Genomic DNA, 17,869 nt, shown 5'->3' with positions numbered 1-17,869 from the left:
AGCTCACTCCCCCGCGGAAGAAACCGGAACGGCACGCGCGAACCCGCCGTCCACCATCAGATTCGCCACCGTGTCCAACTCCGGCGGAGACCCCGCCAGCCGGGACAGGAACCCATCGAAATCATCCCCGCACGGCAACAACAACCGCTCCACCCGCTCGGCCGGCGACCACGACGGATCCACGTCCCGCGCATCGTCGTACGCGCAGAACCACACCGAACCCTGCCGCTCCCCCCGCACCTTCACCGCCAGCAGACCACCCTGCACGAAACCGACGCACAGATAGTCCTTGGTCAGATGATCCCGCAGACACTTGTTGACATACACGAGGTCATTGACCGCCGCCTCGTCCCGCACCGTGAAGAACGGCTGATCCACCAACAGCCCCAGCCCCGCGTCCAACGCCGTCCCCACCGGCGCACAACCACCCGCCGCCTTCAGAAACGACCGGTACGCACCCGGCAACCGGTACCCGAGCTCCTCCTCGACCCCCAGCACCTGCGACTCCGTCACCGCCACACCCGACTTCGGCAACCCGAAATGCGCCGGACGCGTCTCCTGCAACGGCCGCGTACCCCGCTTGCCATGATCCACCGCCGACGTCGCCACACCACCGTGATGCCGCAACAACGCCTTCACCTCGACCGGCACCAACTCCAGCCGCCGCGACCCCACCACGTGATGCCACGTCCAGCCGTGCGGCGTCGCCACCGCCGGCACCGTGTCCCACAACTCATGACCACTCGCCGACAACGCCGCGTTCGCCGACACATAATCCGTCAGCCGCAACTCGTCCACGCCGAAACCCTCCGGCGGCTCCGCCACCTCCGCGGCCGCACGCGCATAGGGCGAGAAATCGGGATAACCACCCTCATCCACCCGCACCCCCCTCGGGTGACGGGCCGCCCGCACCGGATCCGGAAAAAACACGACCTGCCCCGCATAGGCCGCGTTCGGCGGCGCGGCCTTCTGCCCGAGCCGACCTGTCGTCATGGCGGTTGCCCCCTGCGGCACTCTGTACGCCCCGCACCGCCCACCTTCGGACCACCACGGAACGTATTCGACTGTCACGTCTGTCTCGACTACTTACCGCCACGACCCCCACGGCGCCCGCACACACATCACGCGGAACACCGCACGGATCGCGGTGCCGACAGCCTATGCGGTACGACCCCAACGGTCACCGGCACCGGTCACCCACCCCTCCGCTTCCGTGACCAGCCGTCACCCTCCCGTGACAGCCCGCCCAAACCCGGGCGTGTCACCCCGACCCAGCTTCCCCATCAGCCACGCCATTTGGCACCCTGTGACCTCCAGGGGGATGCTGGGGAGGGAAAGACGATCATGAACGTGACGCAGCAGACGGGGCCGCACACCGGCCCATCCGGCGACCCCCGCATCGGCTGGAGCGCCACCGACACCCCCCACACCCCCACCCTCCACCACCGCCGCGACGGCATCCTCCCCACCATCGCCGCCGCCCTCTCCGTCCGCGGCGCCACCCTCACCGGCACCGCCGCACGCGGCGACACACCCCCCGCCCTCCACCCCCTCGTCCAGGACTTCCTCGACACCCTCACCAGCGACCAACGCGACCGCTTCACCGGCCGCTGCGCCGAAACCATCCTCATCTCCCGGCACCTCACCACCGCCGACGCCGCACGCAGCAAACGCGCCGCACGCCGACCCATGACCAACGGCGAAGCCCGCAAAACCCTCAAACACGCCAAACTCACCACCCGCCGCATCCGCGAAGACGGCGACCCCCTCCACGGCGCCTACGCCACCCCCTGCCGCGCCTGCACCGCCCTCATCGCCCACTTCGGCGTCCGCATGATCGACCCCGCCACCAACAACTGACCCCGACGAACAAAAGGCAGATGCACACCGACCGCACCTCCACCACCCGCTTCGCCGTCCCCGTCGACGCAGCCCTGCGCACCGCCGGCTGGCAACCCGGCCGCTGGAACATCAAACAAGCCGAAACCTGGGCCGACACCCTCCGCGACCACACCTCACCCGCAGGACACCGCCACACCGTCTTCCCCGCCGCCGTCGAAGCCTGGGCCGAATTCGGCGGACTTCACATCACCCCCGGCGGCCCCGGCCGCCAGATCGCCCCCTCCACCCTCCACCTCGACCCCCTCCACGGCCTCCACCTCGCCCGCACCCTCGGCGACCTCGGCCGCGCCCTCGACACCGAGGTCTGCCCCCTCGGCACCGAAACCGACACCCAAGCACTCCTCGCCATCGACGCCCAAGGCCGCACCTACGCCCTCGACCACACCGGCGACTGGTACCTCGGCCCCGACATCGACCACGCCCTCACCACCCTCGTCACCGGCATCCAGCCCACCCGCCTCACCACCGGCTGAACACAACAGGACGACCGGACGACACCCGGACCGCACCCGGACTACGACGCCGGAATCACCGCCGACACCCGAAAACCCCCCGCATCCGTCGGCCCCGACACAAACACCCCACCCAAAGCCGACACCCGCTCCTTCATCCCCACCAGACCATTCCCCCCCGACGGCAACCCCGCCGACACCCCCGCCCCCACCACCGGCGGCGCCTCGTTCTCCACCTGCATCGCGATCTCCGACACCCGGTACGCCAGACGCACATACGTCTTCGCACCCGCCGCATGCTTGTGCACGTTCGTCAACGCCTCCTGCACCACCCGATACGCCGTCGACTCCACCTCCCGCGCACACGACCGCGACTCCCCCACCACCGACAGATCCACCACCATCCCCGCAGCCGCCGACTGCCCCACCAACTCCTCGATCTCCGACAGACAAGGCCCCTCCCCCTCATCCACCGCACGAGACGCCGCAGCCGCCGCAGCCACCCCCACCGCCGCCAACGGCACCGACGCCCGCTCCCGCCGCTGCCCCCCGTCCCCACCCGAGCGCAACACCCCGAGCATCTCCCGCAACTCCGTCAACGCCTGCCGCCCCATATCCCCCACCAGAGCAGCATTCCGCACCGCCTTCTCCGGATCCTTCCGCGCCACCGCCTGCAACGCCGCCGCATGCACCACCATCAAACTCACCCGGTGCGCCACCACGTCATGCATCTCACGCGCGATCCGCGTCCGCTCCTCACCCCGAGCCCACTCCGCCCGCTCCTCAGCCCGCTCCGCGAGCAACTGAAGCTCCCGCTCCAGACTGTCCGCCCGCTCCCGCAGACTCTCCATCAACCGCCGCCGCGCCCCCACGTACAACCCCAGCAACAACGGCGGCGCCGTCACCCCGATCGCCATCGTCACCGACGCGAACGGCACGATCCAGTCCCCGACGTCCAGCTCCCCCCGCGCCAGGTTCTGCCGCATCCGCACGAACATCACGATGAGCACGCCCACCGACTGCATCCCGGCCAGCGACGCGATGATCCGGCGCGGCACCTCGGACGCGGCCAGCGAATACAGACCGACGACACCCATCAGGAACCCCATCGCGGCCGGCGTCACCGCGATCGCCACCAGCACCACCGCGATCGGCCACCGCCTCCGCACCACCAGCACGGAACCGGCCAGCACACCGAACACGACCCCCACGGCCGCCGGAACCCCCGCCTCCCGCGCGAACGGGACCCCCTCCAGCCCGCACTCCAGCGCGGACACCACCGCGAGGCCCCCATCGAACACGGCACTACGCCGCCTGTCCCACCACCACGGCCCTCCCCGGGCCGTCACCAGCTCTTCCCCCGTCGTGGTCATGTGTCCAGCCTACGGGCGGGAAGCTCCGCTTTTCCGGCGAGTTTCCACGCCCGGACCACACCACACAGGGTGACCGTTCGGATGCGATACGGCCCGAAATCCCTCGAACTGCTGAATCGGACACCGTTCGAGGGGGGAACCGGCCATTCCGCCCGGACGGTATGCGTGTGACACATGCACCCGGCAAATACGCCGACTTCGAAGGCCTACGGGAACAGGCGGTCGCCCTGCGACGGGCGGGACTGAGCCGACGCCAGATCCGCGACCGGCTCCACGTCGACAACAACGACATCCTCAACCGCCTCCTCCAGGGCGAGCCGGCCCCGGAATGGACCAAACGACCGAACGCCAAGGACGACCTACGGGACAAGGCGAGGGAGCTCCGGCTCCAGGGCTGGACGTACGACCAGATCCAGGTCGAACTGGGCTGCTCGAAGAGCTCGATCTCGCTGTGGGTCCGGGATCTGCCGAAGCCGGAGCGCCCGGCGCGAACCCGCGAGGAGGCTTCGGCGATCGCAAAACGCGGCTGGGAGGCCACGCTCCAGCTGCGCGAGGAGAAACGACAACGCACCAAACAGCAGGCATGAGCGAAATCGGCACGCTGACCGACCGCGAGCTTTTCGTAATCGGCGTCGGTCTCTACTGGGCCGAAGGCGCGAAGAGCAAGTCCTACAGCCGCCGGGAGCGCATCACTTTCGTCAACAGTGACCCGGACATGATCACGGTCTTCATGGCCTGGCTCAACCTGCTCGACGTGGACCCGGCGAATCTCAGATTCGCGGTGCAGATCCACGAGAGCGCCGATGTGGCAGCCGCGGAGGAGTTCTGGGCCCATCACGTGGGCATCGACACAAGCAGGCTCATGAAGACCACCCTCAAGAGACACAACCCACTCACCAACCGCAAGAACACCGCCGACAGCTACCGCGGATGCCTTCGTGTCGACGTTCGGGACGGAGCCGAGCTGTACCGTCGCATCGAAGGCTGGTGGTACGGCATAGTAGGGGCTGCCACCGCAACCGATCTACGAAATCGGACATAGCGGTAATCCCGGGTCGTCTAAGGGCAAGACGTCAGATTTTGGTTCTGATCATGGGGGTTCGAGTCCTCCCCCGGGAGCACATGCTCAAGTTCGGGCCCTGACCGGTCACCCCGGTCAGGGTCCGCTCTCATGTCCCCCCACAAACACCCCGGTATCCTGCGGATGTCACCCCCTCCCCCATCACAGCCGAAGGGCATCCCGTGAGCACCAGTCGCCCGGCAGCCGTCGTCGTTCTCGCAGCGGGTGAGGGCACCCGTATGAAGTCGGCCACACCGAAGGTCCTGCACGACATCTGTGGCCGTTCCCTGGTGGGTCATGTGCTCGCCGCAGCCGGTGAGCTGGAGCCGGAGCATCTGGTCGTCGTCGTGGGTCACGCCCGCGAGAAGGTGACCGCGCATCTCGCCGAGGTCGCCCCGGACGTGCGTACCGCCGTGCAGGCGGAGCAGAACGGCACGGGTCATGCCGTGCGGATGGGGCTGGAGGAGCTGGGCGGTTCCGTGGACGGGACCGTGGTCGTGGTATGTGGTGACACCCCGTTGCTGACGGGTGAGACGCTGCGGCGGTTGTCGGCCACGCACTCCGCCGACGGCAACGCGGTGACGGTGCTGACGGCGGAGGTGCCGGACGCGACCGGTTACGGGCGGATCGTGCGGGACGACAGTGGTGCCGTGACGGCGATCGTGGAGCACAAGGACGCGTCGGAGGCGCAGCGGGCGATCCGGGAGATCAATTCGGGTGTGTTCGCGTTCGACGGGGCGTTGTTGGCGGACGCGTTGAAGAGGGTGCGGACGGACAACAGTCAGGGTGAGGAGTACCTGACGGATGTGCTCGGGATCCTGCGTGAGGCGGGGCACCGGGTGGGTGCGTCGGTGGCGGGGGACCACCGTGAGATCGCGGGGATCAACAACCGGGTGCAGCTCTCCGAGGCACGGCGGATCCTGAACGACCGGTTGCTGACGGCCGCCATGCTGTCCGGGGTCACCGTGATCGACCCGGCCACGACGTGGGTCGATGTCACGGTGACGTTCGAGCAGGACGTGGTGGTTCACCCGGGGACGCAGTTGCACGGGGCGACGCATCTCGCCGAGGGGTGCGAGGTGGGGCCGAACTCGCGGTTGACGGATACGCGGGTGGGTGCGGGTGCGCGGGTGGACAACGCGGTGGCCGTGGGTGCCGAGGTAGGTCCTGAGGCGAGTGTGGGGCCGTATGCGTATCTGCGGCCGGGGTCGCGGCTGGCGCGCAAGGCCAAGATCGGTACGTACGTGGAGACGAAGAACGCGTCGATCGGTGAGGGGACGAAGGTTCCGCACCTGTCGTATGTGGGTGACGCGACGATCGGCGACTTCTCGAACATCGGTGCGGCAAGCGTGTTCGTCAATTACGACGGGCAGGACAAACATCACACGACGGTCGGGTCGCACTGCAGGACGGGTTCGGACAACATGTTTGTGGCGCCTGTCACGATCGGGGACGGTGCTTATACGGCTGCCGGGTCGGTGATCACGAAGGATGTGCCGCCGGGTTCGCTGGCTGTGGCCCGTGGCCAGCAGCGGAATATCGAGGGTTGGGTGGCTCGTAAGCGTCCGGGGAGTGCTGCCGCGAAGGCGGCGGAGGCGGCTTCGCGGGAGCCGGCTGCCGAGGACTGACCGGATTCGTCCCTGTCGGACAGGGCGTACCGTGATAAGTGCGTTTCCGCACCGCCATCAGTTGCGACACCTCTGAGGAGATTGTGCTGTGACCGGGATCAAGACGACCGGCGAGAAGAAGATGATGTTCTTCTCCGGCCGCGCCCACCCCGAGCTTGCCGAGGAGGTCGCCCAACAGCTGGATGTCGGGGTCGTGCCGACGAAGGCGTTCGACTTCGCCAATGGTGAGATCTATGTGCGGTATCAGGAGTCGGCTCGTGGTGCCGACTGTTTCCTGATCCAGAGCCACACTGCTCCGATCAACAAGTGGATCATGGAGCAGTTGATCATGATCGACGCGTTGAAGCGTGCGTCGGCCAGGTCCATCACGGTGATCGTGCCGTTCTACGGTTACGCGCGGCAGGACAAGAAGCACCGGGGTCGTGAACCGATCTCGGCGCGTCTGATCGCGGACCTGATGAAGACGGCGGGTGCGGACCGGCTGCTGGCCGTGGATCTGCACACGGATCAGATCCAGGGCTTCTTCGACGGACCCGTCGACCATCTCTTCGCGCTGCCGCTTCTGGCGGACTACGTGGGTGCGAAGGTGGACCGCTCCAAGCTGACGGTGGTGTCTCCGGACGCGGGCCGGGTGCGGGTGGCGGACCGTTGGTGCGACCGGCTGGGTGCGCCGCTGGCGATCGTGCACAAGCGGCGTGACAAGGACGTGGCGAACCAGGTCACGGTGCATGAGGTCGTGGGTGACGTGGAGGGCCGTATCTGTGTCCTCGTGGACGACATGATCGACACGGGTGGCACGATCTGTGCCGCGGCGGACGCGTTGTTCGCGCACGGTGCGGAGGACGTGATCGTGACGGCGACGCACGGTGTGCTGTCGGGTCCGGCGGCGGACCGGTTGAAGAACTCGCGGGTGAGTGAGTTCGTGTTCACGAACACGCTGCCGACGCCGGGTGAGCTGGGTGAGTCCCTGGACAAGATCAAGGTGTTGTCGATCGCGCCGACGATCGCGCGTGCGGTGCGTGAGGTGTTCCGGGACGGTTCGGTGACGAGTCTGTTCGACGAGCAGTAGTCCGGTGCGGTCCTTGCAGTAAGGGTTCTGCACCGGGCCTCCCGGTGATCGTTTTGGGTGCGGCCTCCTGGTCCGAGTAGACTGTCGAAGTTGCTCGGCGAGGGAGGCCGTTCCGCTTTTCGTGAGGCGGGTTCGGTGGTCCGTTATCGACGCGCTCTTCGTAGCAGGCCGTTCGTGGCCGGGTGACCACGTCCGTTTCTGACTTCGAGGAGTGACCATGTCCGAGGTGAAGATCTCCGCCGCGACGCGCACCGAGTTCGGCAAGGGTGCCGCGCGCCGTATCCGTCGTGACAACAACGTTCCGGGTGTGCTGTACGGGCACGGTTCGGACCCGCTGCACCTGACCCTTCCGGGTCACGAGCTGCTGCTCGCGCTGCGTACGCCGAACGTGCTGATCGCGCTGGACATCGACGGCAAGACGAACGAGCTGGCGATCCCGAAGGCCGTGCAGCGTGACCCGCTGAAGGGTTTCCTGGAGCACGTGGACCTGCAGCTGGTGAAGCGCGGCGAGACCGTCCAGGTCGAGATCCCGGTGCAGGCCGAGGGCGAGCTGGCTCCGGGTGGCAACCTGCTGGAGCACGTGCTGGTCGCGCTGCCGGTCGAGGCCGAGGCCACGCACATCCCGGAGAGCGTGAGCGTCTCCGTGGAGGGTCTGGAGGCCGGTGCCTCCGTCCTGGCCAAGGACGTCAAGCTTCCGAACGGTGTGAAGCTGGCCGTCGAGGAGGACGCGGTGGTCCTCCAGGTGCTGGCCGCGCAGGCCGAGGAGGCGCCCGCCGAGGGTGCCGAGGGTGAAGAGGCCGCCGAGGCCTGATCCTCTTTCGGAGTCGTTTCGTCGGCCGCTGTTCCCGTACGGGGCAGCGGCCGACGCGTATGAGGGAGACACGGGCGTGACGATGGATGCGGCGGGTCCCTGGCTGATCGTGGGGCTGGGCAATCCGGGGCCGGAGTACGCGATGAACCGCCACAATGTGGGGTTCATGGTGGCGGATCTGCTGGCGGAGCGGGTGGGGGGCCGGTTCAAGCGGGCGGGGAAGGCGCAGGCGCAGGTGGTGGAGGGGCGGATCGGTCCGCCGGGGCCGGCGAACCGGCGGGTGGTGCTGGCGAAGCCGATGTCGTACATGAATCTGTCGGGCGGGCCGGTGAACGCGCTGCGGGAGTTCTACAAGGTGCCGGCGGAACGGGTGGTCGCGGTCCATGACGAGCTGGACATCGATTACGGGACGCTGCGGCTGAAGCTGGGTGGCGGGGACAACGGTCACAACGGGCTGAAGTCGCTGACGAAGGCGTTCGGGCGGGAGTACCACCGGGCGCGGTTCGGGATCGGGCGGCCGCCGGGGCGGATGCAGGTGGCGGATTTCGTGCTGAAGGATTTCTCGTCGACGGAGCGCAAGGAGCTGGACTACTTCGTGGACCGGGCGGCGGATGCGGTGGAGTGTCTGGTGATCGAGGGGCTGGAGCGGGCGCAGAGTACGTACAACTCGTGAGGGGTGCGTCGGTGGGCTTGTCTCCTCTTCGGAGCCCCGCCGGAACTTCGCCGGAGTCCCGCCGGGGTCCGTCGGACCCCGCCCGGAGTTGACCGACCGCAAGGTCATGGCCAAGGATCTCGGCCATGTCTCGCGCTGCCCGCTCCTCCCGTGGCTCGTCCGCCCTGCGGTTCGGCCGGTTCGCGGCGATGGGCACGGTCGCCGTGCTGATCCTGGTCGCGGGTGTGTGGGCGTCGTGGGGCACGGCGCAGCACGCGATGCTGACGAAGGGGCGTGAGCGCGGCACGGTGGCGGTGGCGCGGTGCGGCGCGACGGCGTGTACGGGGCCGTACACGCCGCTGTCGCCGGGGTCGCAGCCGCGTGCGGAGGTCGTGCTGGAGAAGTCGGTGGCCGTGGCGGTGGGGCGGACGTACGCGGTGGTGCTGAAGCCGGGTGGTACGGACGCCGTGCGTGCGGGTCCGGCCGGGATTCTGTACGCGTGGGTTCCGCTGGGCGGTGCGCTGCTGCTGGCGTCGGTGGTCGTGGCGGGTGGTCTGCTGCGGACGCGGGCGGCGTGGGTGCTGGCGCTGTCGGGGACGGCGTTGCTGACGGCGGCTTTCCTGGCCGTGTAGGACGGAGCCGCACAGGACGAGGACGAAGGGGTGCCCTGCCCGTACGAGGACGAAAAGGGGTGCCCCCGGCCGTACGTGGCCGGGGGCACCCCTTTTCGTCGTGTCGGGTCAGCCGGTGTTGCGCAGTCCGGCCGCGACGCCGTTGACGGTGAGGAGCAGGGCGCGGGAGAGGAGCGGGTCGGGTTCCTCGCCGGCGCCGGCGGCGTCGCGCTGGCGCTTGAGGAGGGCCACCTGGAGGTAGGAGATGGGGTCCAGGTAGGCGTCGCGGATGGTGAAGGTCTGCTTGAGGACGGGGTCGGCGTCGAGGAGTTCCTGTTCGCCGGTGACGCGCAGGACCTCGGTGACGGTGAGTTCGTGTTCGGCCTTGATGGCGTCGAAGACGTGCTTGAGCTCGTCGGGGACGAGGGTGTCGACGTAGTGCTGGGCGATGCGCAGGTCGGTCTTGGCGAGGGTCATCTCGACGTTGGAGATGAAGTTGCGGAAGAAGTGCCACTGCTGGTGCATCTCGTCGAGGACGGTGTCGAGGCCGGCCTCGCGCAGGGCCTTGAGGCCGGAGCCGACGCCGTACCAGCCGGGGACGATCTGCCGGGACTGGGTCCAGCCGAAGACCCAGGGGATGGCGCGCAGTCCGTCGAGGGAGACGCCGGAGCCGGGTCGGCGGGAGGGCCGTGAGCCGAGGTGGAGGTCGGCGAGCTGGTCGACGGGGGTGGAGGCCAGGAAGTACGTCGGCAGGTCGGGGTCTTCGACGAGCTTGCGGTAGGCGGTGTGGGCGGCGTCGGAGACGACGTCCATGGCGGCGTCCCAGCGGGCGAGGGCCTCGTCGGACTGGCGGGGGGCGGTGTGCAGGGCGGACGCCTGGAGGGTGGCGGCGACGGAGAGTTCGAGGTTCTCGCGGGCGAGGGCGGGGATGAGGTACTTGTCGGAGATGACCTCGCCCTGTTCGGTGACCTTGATCTCGCCTTCGAGGGTGCCCCAGGGCTGGGCGAGGATGGCGTCGTGGGTGGGGCCGCCGCCGCGGCCGACGGTGCCGCCGCGGCCGTGGAAGAGGCGCAGGCGTACGCCGTAGCGGTGGGCGACGTCGCGCAGGCGGCGCTGGGCGCGGTGGATCTCCCACTGGCTGGTGGTGATGCCGCCGAACTTGGAGGAGTCGGAGTAGCCGAGCATGACCTCCTGGACGTCGCCGCGCAGGGAGACGAGGCGCCGGTAGGAGGGGTCGGCGAGCATGTCCTCGAGGATGGTGTCGGCGGCCTTGAGCTCGTCGGTGGTCTCCAGGAGGGGGACGATGCCGATCTTCGCCCAGCCGGCGTGGAGGTCGATGAGTCCGGCCTCGCGGGCGAGGACGGCGGCGGCGAAGACGTCGTCGGCGCCCTGGCACATGGAGATGATGTAGGACTCGACGACCTCGGGTCCGAAGACCTCCAGGGCGCGCTTGACGGTCTGGAACACGCCGAGGGTCTTCTCGCCTGCGGCGTCGACGGGTGCCGGGGTGGGGGCGAGGGGGCGGCGTGACCTGAGTTCCTTGGCGAGGAGCTTGGAGCGGTACTCGCGGGGCATGTCGGCGTAGCGCCAGGATTCCTCACCGAGCCGGTCGAAGAGCTGGCCGAGGGCGTGGTGGTGGGCGTCGGCGTGTTCGCGGACGTCCATGGTGGCGAGCTGGAGGCCGAAGGCGGCGAGGGTGCGGATCGTACGGGCGAGGCGGCCGTCGGCGAAGAGTCCGCCGCGGTGTTCGCGCAGGGAGGCCTGGATGATGCGCAGGTCGGTGAGGAGTTCGGCGGTGCCGAGGTAGTCGCGGCCGGTTTCGTGGGGGGTGCCCTTGGCGAGGCGGAGCTTGGTGTTCTCCAGCTTCTGGCGGATGCAGGTGGCCTTGAGCCGGTAGGGCTCCTCGGCGTTGAGGCGCTTGTAGCGGGGGCTGATCTCGGGGAGGGCGTCGAGGTCGGCCTGGAGGGAGGCGAGGAGTTCGTCCGTGGCGCCGGTGTAGCGGATGGAGTTGGAGAGGAGGCCGCGCAGTTCGTCGATCATCTCCAGGGCGTCGTTGATGCCGTGTTCGTGCTGGAGGATGAGGACGTCCCAGGTGACCTGGGGGGTGACGTTGGGGTTGCCGTCGCGGTCGCCGCCGATCCAGGTGCCGAAGGTGAGGGGGCGGGTGTCGTCGGGGAGGTGGACGCCGACGCGTTCCAGTTCGGCGGTGAGGTCCTCCAGGACGTCGCCGACGGCGCCGGCGTGGAGTTCGTCGAGGTAGTAGATGGCGTTGCGGGCCTCGTCGGCGGGTTCGGGGCGGACCACGCGCAGTTCGTCGGTCTGCCAGACGAGGTCGATGTTCTCGGCGAGGCGGGTGTCGAGGCGGCGCCGGTCGGAGGCGATGACCGGGGTGTCGAGGAGGGCGGCGATCCGGCGGAGCTTGTTGAGGACGGAGCGGCGGGCGGCCTCGGTGGGGTGGGCGGTGAAGACGGGCCGGATGTTGAGGTTGCGGACCGTTTCACGCAGGTGCTCGGGGTCGGCGTCCTTGAGGCGGTCGGCGGTGCGGGAGAGCAGTCCGCCCTCGGCGGCGCGGCGGGCGCGCAGTTCGCGGCCGCGGTGCACCTGCTCGGTGACGTTGGCGAGGTGGAAGTAGGTGGAGAACGCGCGGACCAGCTTGGCCGCGGTCTGCAGTTCGGTGCCCCGCAGCAGCTCGGCGGCGGCCTCGCCGTCCTCACGGGTGAGTCGGCGGACCTTCTCGACGAGGTCGAGCAGTTCCGGGCCCTCCTGCCGGACCAGGGTCTCGCCCAGGAGATCACCCAGTCGGCGGATGTCGGCGCGCAGTTCGCTGCTCGTCGTGGTGGTCTGGTCGTCGGCACTGCTCACAGGTGCGGCTCCTTGCAGTGTTGAAGCTCGTCTGGGAGGGAACCCGGACGGCGTCTCGCGCGGCGTGTGCCGCTTCGGGCCGGACGTCCGGGAAGAAATCAGAGCGGACCGCGCTGTCCGACCGACTTCAAGGATAGGTCTCGACCCGGACGCGCAGGCCGACGGGCTCTTGCCGACGGGCTACGCGCTGCCATACTTACGTTGCCGTAGGTTACGGAAGCGTAAGGAACACAGCGCGTTTCCGGCGGCCCGGTACCCACCCTCAGTCCACATACCCCACAGGGGACACGCATGACCTCAGGCTCCGACGTGCTGCACGAAGCTCCGAAACAACCCGAGTCCGGCGGCGCCGTGCCGTCCGCCACGCTGGGCGGTGAGCGCAAGCGCTCCATCGAGCAGATCACGCTGCTGCTCTTCATCACCGTCCCGTTCCTGGCGCTGGTGGCGGCGGTGCCGCTGGCGTGGGGGTGGGGGGTGAGCTGGCTGGACCTCGGTCTGCTGGTCTTCTTCTACTACCTCGGCTGCCACGGCATCACCATCGGTTTCCACCGCCACTTCACGCACGGTTCGTTCAAGGCGAAGCGGCCGTTGAAGATCGCGCTGGCGATCGCCGGGTCGATGGCGGTGGAGGGTCCGCTGGTGCGGTGGGTGGCCGACCACCGCAAGCACCACAAGTTCTCCGACGCCGAGGGCGACCCGCATTCGCCGTGGAAGTACGGGGAGACGGTTCCGGCGTTGATGAAGGGCCTGTGGTGGGCGCACATCGGCTGGATGTTCGACGAGGAGCAGACGCCGCAGGACAAGTACGCGCCGGATCTGGTCAAGGACCGGACGCTGCGGGCGATCTCCCGGCAGTTCGTCCTGTGGACGGCGCTGTCGCTGGCGCTGCCCGCGCTGATCGGCGGTCTGGTCACGATGTCCTGGTGGGGTGCGTTCACCGGCTTCTTCTGGGGGTCACTCGTCCGGGTGGCGTTGCTGCACCATGTGACGTGGTCGATCAACTCGATCTGTCACGCGGTCGGCAAGCGTCCGTTCAAGTCGCGGGACCGTTCGGGCAATGTGTGGTGGCTGGCGGTCCTGTCCTGCGGTGAGTCCTGGCACAACCTGCACCACGCCGACCCGACGTCGGCGCGGCACGGTGTGGAGCGCTGGCAGCTGGATTCCTCCGCCCGGTTGATCCGCTGGTTCGAGCAGCTGGGCTGGGCGTACGACGTGCGGTGGCCGTCACGCTCGCGTATCGATTCGCGCCGTAACACCCCGGAAGGCGGCGCCCGGCAGGGGACGGAGTCCGTCGAGGCGGCATGATGGTCGCCGTGGCGACCGACTCCAGCAGCACCCCGAGCAATGACAAGCCGCGGCGTGCGCGTCGCACCCGGATGACCGGTGCGGAGCGCCGCCAGCAGCTGCTGGAGATCGGCCGCACCCTGTTCGCGGCGAAGGGCTTCGAAGGCACGTCGGTGGAGGAGATCGCGGCGAAGGCCGGGGTCTCCAAGCCGGTGGTGTACGAGCACTTCGGCGGCAAGGAGGGCCTGTACGCGGTGGTGGTGGACCGCGAGATGCGGCGTCTGCTGGACATGGTGACGGGCTCGCTGACGGCCGGCCATCCCCGTGAGCTGTGCGAGCAGGCGGCGTTCGCGCTGCTGGACTACATCGAGGAGTACACGGACGGTTTCCGCATCCTGGTCCGTGACTCGCCCATCCCCCAGTCGACGGGGTCCTTCGCCTCGCTGATCTCGGACATCGCCACCCAGGTGGAGGACATTCTGGGCCGCGAGTTCAAGAGCCGCGGTTTCGACCCGAAGCTGGCCCCGCTGTATGCGCAGGCGCTGGTCGGGATGGTGGCGCTGACGGGCCAGTGGTGGCTGGACGTGCGCAAGCCGAAGAAGGCGGAGGTGGCGGCCCACCTGGTCAATCTGGCGTGGCACGGGCTGGACGGGCTGGAGCCGAAGCCGCGGCTGATAGGGCACCGGAAGAGCTGAATCCGGGCCGACCGGGCTGCGCGGCCGGCCGGTTGTGCGGGACGGTGCCCGCATGATCGAGATGACCGTCGACGAGGCCGCTCCCCGGCTGGAGGAGCTGGTCCGCTGGGTGGCCGGCGGCCGCGAGCCCATCACCCTCACGGATGAGGGCCGGGTGATGGCCCTCCTCGTCGCTCCCCGGGTGATCGAGGATCTGGAGAGTGCCCTGGCCGCCGCCGGTGGTCATGCGCGTGGTGCGGGCATCGCGGCCGACGGTTCCAGGAACTCCAGCCGGTTGCCCACCGGGTCCTCGGAGTAGAAGCGTCTGTGGCCCGGGAGGTTGTCGTCCCAGGTGACCGGGGCGCCGTGGGCGGTCAGGCGGGCGGCGTAGGCCTCGATGCCGGTGACCAGCAGGCCGGGGTGGGCCTTTCTCGCGGGCCGGAAGCCGTCCTCGACGCCCAGGTGGAGGCGTACGTCTCCGGCTTCGAACCAGCAGCCGCCGCGCGCGGCCAGGGCGGCCGGTTTCGGTACCTCGGTCATGCCGAGGACATCCACGTAGTACGCGCGCAGCCGTTCCTCGGAGCCGGGCGGTGCGGCGAGCTGCACATGGTCGACGGCGGTGAGCATCACGCCTCCCTGACGGCGACCGCGAAGACGCGGCGGAAGGGGAACGGGGTGCCGTGCGGGCCGGGCGGGTAGGCGGTCCGCAGGGCGGTGCGGTACTCGGTGACGAAGGCGTCCCGTGCCTCCGGGTCGTCGGCGAGGGCGGTGAGGACGGGGCGCAGGCCCGTGCCCTTGACCCAGTCGAGGACGGGGTCCTCTCCTTCCAGCAGGTGGATGTACGTCGTCTCCCAGGCGTCGACCGCACAGCCGAGGGCGGTCAGGTGCTCCAGGTAGGCCTCGGGGCGGAGGACGGCGTCGTCGTGGCGCAGGACGCCGGCCAGGCGGGTCCGCCAGCGCGGGGAGGCGGCCAGTTCACGCATCAGTACGTGGCTGGGGGCGTCGAAGTTGCCGGGCACCTGGAAGGCGAACGTACCGCCGGGGGCGAGTCCTTCGATCCAGTCGCGGAACCGTTCCACGTGTCCCGGGACCCACTGCAGGGTGGCGTTGCTGATGATCAGGTCGTGCGGTCCGTCCGGTGCCCAGGTGCGGACGTCGGCGTGGGCGAAGCGGAGCCGGCCGCCCTCGTGGTCGGCGCGGGCCTTGCCGAGCATCTCGGGCGAGTTGTCGTAGCCGGTGACGTGGGCGGTGGGCCAGCGGTCGGTGAGCAGGGCCGTGACGTTGCCGGCGCCGCAGCCGAGGTCGGCGATGCGGGGCGGGTCCCCCGCGAGCTGCGGGACGCGGGTGAGCAGGTCGGTGAAGGGCCGGGTGCGGTGACCGGCGTGACGCAGGTACTGGGCGGGGTCCCAGAGGGGGGTCGCTGCGGACATGGGGCCTCCCGATGGCTGACGGACGGGTACCCAGCGTCACCCACCACTCATCTCGACGTCAAGAGACTCGACATCAAGAGACTTCACGTCGACACAACCACTACACTGATCGTCATGGAGGACGAGGTCGATCGGCTGGTCGCAGCGTGGCGCCGGGAGCGCCCGGACCTCGACGTGGAACCGCTCGAGGTGCTCAGCCGGGTAAGCAGACTGGCCCGGCACCTGGACCGGGCACGCCGGCTCGCCTTCGCCGAGCACGGCCTGGAGTCCTGGGAGTTCGACGTGCTGACCGCGTTGCGCCGCGCGGGCGCCCCGTACCAGCTCTCGCCGGGCCAGCTCCTCACGCAGACGCTGGTCACCTCGGGCACGATGACCAACCGCATCGACCGCCTCACCAAGAAGGGCCTGGTGGAGCGGCTGCCCGACCCCAGTGACCGGCGCGGTGTCCTGGTCCGGCTCACGGACGAGGGCCGCGACCGCGCCGACCAGGCACTGGCCGGGCTGCTGGCGCAGGAGCGGGCGATCCTCGGGGAGCTCACCCGCGCCCAGCGCAGCGAACTGGCCGGGCTGCTACGCCAGTTGACCGCCCCGTTCGACAACGTCCCGGGTTAGGTCGACGGGTCCGACACCGGCCCGCCGGGCGAGGGCCACCGCGGCGAGGGTGGAGTGGACGCCCAGCTTCCCGAGGACGTTCTGCATATGGGTCCGTACGGTGTGCGGGGACAGATACAGGCGCTCGGCGACCGCCTTGCGCCCCAGTCCCGCGACCATGCACCGCAGCACCTCCCGCTCGCGCGGGGTCAGGGACTCCACGAGCCGTTCGCTCTCCGTGCGGTGCCGCCGGGCGGCGGTCAGCTCCCGCAGGACGCCGGTGAGCAGCGCGGGCGGCAGATGCGTCTCGTCGCGCAGCACCCCCCGGATGACGGTGAGCAGCCGGCTCAGCGAGCAGTCCTTGGCCACCCATCCGGAGGCTCCGGCCTGGAGGGCGAGCGCGGCCCGGGCCGGGTCGTCCTTCTCCGCGAGGACGACGATCCGTACCTGCGGCTGTACCGAACGCACCCCGGTGACCAGCGATATCCCGTCGACGAGCCCGTCCTCGTCGCCGGCCTGCACGGGGACGGCCGGCCGGCCGCCCGGCACCTTGCCGCCCAGGTCGGCGTCGACGAGCAGCACGTCGAACCGCCGTCCCTCGGCGGCCGCCCGTTCCAGACAGCGCAGCGCGGCCGGGCCGCTGCCCGCCGCGGACACGTCGACGTCCGGCTCCGCGGCCAGGGCCGCGGCCAGTGACTCGGCGAAGATGCGGTGGTCGTCGACGACCAGGACTCGAACGCGAACCACGAAACCCCCCTTCCCCACGCTCTCCTCAGAGCAGGGGACTACCCCATCGTCGGAGGACGACACCGGCGCGGGTACGGCGCCGAGGCCCTGTCACCTCATTCACCGGACATGGGACGGGCCGCCGCGACCACCGCCACCCCCGCCTCGGACGCCGTACCCGACCGTCTCGCCCCCTGAACGGCGCCGGCCCCCACCGGCGCTGTTCATCAGGGTACGGGCGGGGGCCCGGAGCGGAAGGTTATTTGCAGAACTTGCGGCCTTCCGCGTTTATGGTGTGCCGCATGTTTCGTCTTGAGACAGAAGTCGACAAGGCCCGACGTGATCTGCTCCGCAGGCGGCTGAGGGACACCAATACGGCGGCCTCACCGGTCCTGCGCGCCCTGCGCGGAACCCCGGACGAACGTGAAGCGCCTTTGCACGTGTGGGCGCTGGATGCGAACGGCGAACTGGCCGGCGGGCTGGTCGGCCACACCTGGACCGCCTGGCTGCACGTGACCTATCTCTGGGTCGACGCCCGCCACCGGGGGGCGGGCCTGGGCTCCCGTCTGCTGACGGAGGCGGAACGCCTCGCCGCCGGCCGCGCCTGCACGGCCTCCCGCGTGGAGACCTGGGACTTCCAGGCCCCGGACTTCTACCGGAAGCACGGCTACGACGTGGTGTGCGTGATCCCCGACTACCCGCCGGGGATCACGGAGTACACCCTGACGAAGCGGCTGGGCTGAG

General features: G+C 69.5%; 18 protein-coding genes, 1 tRNA gene and 1 pseudogene. 14 read left to right on the top strand and 6 right to left on the bottom strand.

Annotation, left to right across the window (positions count from 1 at the left end; all coding sequences use genetic code 11):
- Positions 1-3: 3 nt before the first annotated feature.
- Positions 4-993, bottom strand: coding sequence for an SMI1/KNR4 family protein (locus tag IH50_RS0132185; protein ID WP_030870374.1), 990 nt, complete (start codon positions 991-993; stop codon positions 4-6).
- A 351-nt stretch (positions 994-1,344) separates the two neighbouring features.
- Between IH50_RS0132185 and IH50_RS0132180 the strand changes: the two genes are divergently transcribed.
- Entirely contained in the window at positions 1,345-1,860 is a 516-nt protein-coding gene (locus IH50_RS0132180) for a YwqJ-related putative deaminase (protein WP_030870372.1), read from the top strand.
- Positions 1,861-1,880: 20 nt separating this feature from the next.
- Positions 1,881-2,375, top strand: coding sequence for an SUKH-3 domain-containing protein (locus IH50_RS0132175; protein ID WP_030870369.1), 495 nt, complete (start codon positions 1,881-1,883; stop codon positions 2,373-2,375).
- A gap of 41 nt (positions 2,376-2,416) precedes the next feature.
- Here the strand turns inward: IH50_RS0132175 and IH50_RS0132170 are convergent, their stop codons facing one another.
- Positions 2,417-3,727: a sensor histidine kinase gene (locus IH50_RS0132170; protein WP_030870366.1), complete on the bottom strand. Its 1,311-nt coding sequence runs from the start codon at positions 3,725-3,727 to the stop codon at positions 2,417-2,419.
- A 161-nt stretch (positions 3,728-3,888) separates the two neighbouring features.
- On the opposite strand from IH50_RS0132170, the pseudogene IH50_RS38115 reads away from it, so the two are divergent.
- The 7 genes and pseudogenes from IH50_RS38115 (at position 3,889) to IH50_RS0132135 (ending at position 9,579) form a co-directional block, all read left to right on the top strand.
- Positions 3,889-4,769 (top strand): annotated as a pseudogene (locus tag IH50_RS38115) (hypothetical protein).
- Between the two features lie 6 nt (positions 4,770-4,775).
- Positions 4,776-4,846 (top strand) — tRNA-Gln (locus IH50_RS0132160).
- Positions 4,847-4,969: 123 nt separating this feature from the next.
- Positions 4,970-6,415 (top strand): bifunctional UDP-N-acetylglucosamine diphosphorylase/glucosamine-1-phosphate N-acetyltransferase GlmU, encoded by a 1,446-nt coding sequence (gene glmU, locus IH50_RS0132155; RefSeq protein WP_030870363.1) that lies wholly within the window; start codon positions 4,970-4,972, stop codon positions 6,413-6,415.
- An 88-nt stretch (positions 6,416-6,503) separates the two neighbouring features.
- A complete protein-coding gene (locus tag IH50_RS0132150; RefSeq protein ID WP_030870360.1) occupies positions 6,504-7,484 on the top strand; it encodes a ribose-phosphate diphosphokinase in 981 nt (326 codons plus the stop codon).
- A 217-nt stretch (positions 7,485-7,701) separates the two neighbouring features.
- Positions 7,702-8,295: a 50S ribosomal protein L25/general stress protein Ctc gene (locus IH50_RS0132145; protein ID WP_030870357.1), complete on the top strand. Its 594-nt coding sequence runs from the start codon at positions 7,702-7,704 to the stop codon at positions 8,293-8,295.
- A gap of 82 nt (positions 8,296-8,377) precedes the next feature.
- Positions 8,378-8,968 carry an aminoacyl-tRNA hydrolase gene (gene pth / locus IH50_RS0132140; RefSeq protein ID WP_030870354.1) on the top strand — a complete coding sequence of 197 codons (591 nt, stop codon included), beginning with the start codon at positions 8,378-8,380 and terminating at the stop codon, positions 8,966-8,968.
- A gap of 125 nt (positions 8,969-9,093) precedes the next feature.
- The gene (locus tag IH50_RS0132135) at positions 9,094-9,579 is read left to right on the top strand and encodes a hypothetical protein (RefSeq protein ID WP_030870351.1); all 486 of its coding nucleotides are present in this window, start codon (positions 9,094-9,096) and stop codon (positions 9,577-9,579) included.
- A gap of 108 nt (positions 9,580-9,687) precedes the next feature.
- Here IH50_RS0132135 and ppc read toward each other — a convergent pair whose 3' ends face one another.
- Complete coding sequence (gene ppc, locus IH50_RS0132130) at positions 9,688-12,420, bottom strand: phosphoenolpyruvate carboxylase (protein WP_030870348.1); 2,733 nt, start codon at positions 12,418-12,420, stop codon at positions 9,688-9,690.
- 291 nt (positions 12,421-12,711) lie between these two features.
- On the opposite strand from ppc, the gene IH50_RS0132125 reads away from it, so the two are divergent.
- Genes IH50_RS0132125 through IH50_RS41765 form a run of 3 tightly spaced genes read left to right on the top strand, consistent with a single transcriptional unit; the run spans position 12,712 to position 14,697 of the window.
- Positions 12,712-13,725, top strand: a complete 1,014-nt coding sequence (locus tag IH50_RS0132125) for an acyl-CoA desaturase (protein WP_030870345.1) — start codon at positions 12,712-12,714, stop codon at positions 13,723-13,725.
- The gene (locus tag IH50_RS0132120; protein ID WP_030870343.1) at positions 13,722-14,399 is read left to right on the top strand and encodes a TetR/AcrR family transcriptional regulator; all 678 of its coding nucleotides are present in this window, start codon (positions 13,722-13,724) and stop codon (positions 14,397-14,399) included. Before IH50_RS0132125 ends, IH50_RS0132120 begins: the two co-directional genes overlap by 4 nt.
- Positions 14,400-14,451: 52 nt before the next feature.
- A complete protein-coding gene (locus IH50_RS41765; protein WP_158801340.1) occupies positions 14,452-14,697 on the top strand; it encodes a type II toxin-antitoxin system prevent-host-death family antitoxin in 246 nt (81 codons plus the stop codon).
- On the opposite strand, the gene IH50_RS0132115 is transcribed toward IH50_RS41765, so the two are convergent.
- Entirely contained in the window at positions 14,622-15,005 is a 384-nt protein-coding gene (locus tag IH50_RS0132115; protein WP_030870341.1) for a VOC family protein, read from the bottom strand. The genes IH50_RS41765 and IH50_RS0132115 overlap by 76 nt on opposite strands.
- On the bottom strand, positions 15,005-15,808 hold the full coding sequence (locus IH50_RS0132110) for a trans-aconitate 2-methyltransferase (protein ID WP_030870337.1): 804 nt from the start codon (positions 15,806-15,808) through the stop codon (positions 15,005-15,007). Before IH50_RS0132110 ends, IH50_RS0132115 begins: the two co-directional genes overlap by 1 nt.
- Before the next feature lie 114 nt (positions 15,809-15,922).
- On the opposite strand from IH50_RS0132110, the gene IH50_RS0132105 reads away from it, so the two are divergent.
- Positions 15,923-16,420: a MarR family winged helix-turn-helix transcriptional regulator gene (locus IH50_RS0132105; RefSeq protein ID WP_030870335.1), complete on the top strand. Its 498-nt coding sequence runs from the start codon at positions 15,923-15,925 to the stop codon at positions 16,418-16,420.
- Here IH50_RS0132105 and IH50_RS0132100 read toward each other — a convergent pair.
- Positions 16,379-17,146, bottom strand: coding sequence for a response regulator transcription factor (locus IH50_RS0132100; protein ID WP_030870331.1), 768 nt, complete (start codon positions 17,144-17,146; stop codon positions 16,379-16,381). The two genes, IH50_RS0132105 and IH50_RS0132100, sit on opposite strands and share 42 nt — an antisense overlap.
- Positions 17,147-17,415: 269 nt before the next feature.
- On the opposite strand from IH50_RS0132100, the gene IH50_RS0132095 reads away from it, so the two are divergent.
- A complete protein-coding gene (locus IH50_RS0132095; protein WP_030870329.1) occupies positions 17,416-17,868 on the top strand; it encodes a GNAT family N-acetyltransferase in 453 nt (150 codons plus the stop codon).
- The last annotated feature ends 1 nt before the right edge of the window (position 17,869 follow it).

It is taken from the genome of Streptomyces sp. NRRL S-37, from assembly GCF_000721605.1.
Lineage (GTDB): Bacteria > Actinomycetota > Actinomycetes > Streptomycetales > Streptomycetaceae > Streptomyces.
The sequence above is the reverse complement of the archived record's forward strand: the minus strand, read 5'-3'. Positions and strand labels throughout refer to the sequence as shown.

Excerpts from the sequence above, each read along its gene's own strand:
- IH50_RS0132135 (WP_030870351.1), top strand. The coding sequence starts at position 9,094 with ATGTCTCGCGCTGCCCGCTCCTCCCGTGGCTCGTCCGCCCTGCGGTTC.
- IH50_RS0132170 (WP_030870366.1), bottom strand. The coding sequence starts at position 3,727 with ATGACCACGACGGGGGAAGAGCTGGTGACGGCCCGGGGAGGGCCGTGG.
- IH50_RS0132180 (WP_030870372.1), top strand. The coding sequence starts at position 1,345 with ATGAACGTGACGCAGCAGACGGGGCCGCACACCGGCCCATCCGGCGAC.
- IH50_RS0132105 (WP_030870335.1), top strand. The coding sequence starts at position 15,923 with ATGGAGGACGAGGTCGATCGGCTGGTCGCAGCGTGGCGCCGGGAGCGC.
- pth (WP_030870354.1), top strand. The coding sequence starts at position 8,378 with ATGGATGCGGCGGGTCCCTGGCTGATCGTGGGGCTGGGCAATCCGGGG.
- IH50_RS0132110 (WP_030870337.1), bottom strand. The coding sequence starts at position 15,808 with ATGTCCGCAGCGACCCCCCTCTGGGACCCCGCCCAGTACCTGCGTCAC.
- IH50_RS41765 (WP_158801340.1), top strand. The coding sequence starts at position 14,452 with ATGATCGAGATGACCGTCGACGAGGCCGCTCCCCGGCTGGAGGAGCTG.
- IH50_RS0132145 (WP_030870357.1), top strand. The coding sequence starts at position 7,702 with ATGTCCGAGGTGAAGATCTCCGCCGCGACGCGCACCGAGTTCGGCAAG.
- IH50_RS0132175 (WP_030870369.1), top strand. The coding sequence starts at position 1,881 with ATGCACACCGACCGCACCTCCACCACCCGCTTCGCCGTCCCCGTCGAC.
- IH50_RS0132095 (WP_030870329.1), top strand. The coding sequence starts at position 17,416 with ATGGTGTGCCGCATGTTTCGTCTTGAGACAGAAGTCGACAAGGCCCGA.
- IH50_RS0132185 (WP_030870374.1), bottom strand. The coding sequence starts at position 993 with ATGACGACAGGTCGGCTCGGGCAGAAGGCCGCGCCGCCGAACGCGGCC.
- IH50_RS0132115 (WP_030870341.1), bottom strand. The coding sequence starts at position 15,005 with ATGCTCACCGCCGTCGACCATGTGCAGCTCGCCGCACCGCCCGGCTCC.
- IH50_RS0132120 (WP_030870343.1), top strand. The coding sequence starts at position 13,722 with ATGATGGTCGCCGTGGCGACCGACTCCAGCAGCACCCCGAGCAATGAC.
- IH50_RS0132125 (WP_030870345.1), top strand. The coding sequence starts at position 12,712 with ATGACCTCAGGCTCCGACGTGCTGCACGAAGCTCCGAAACAACCCGAG.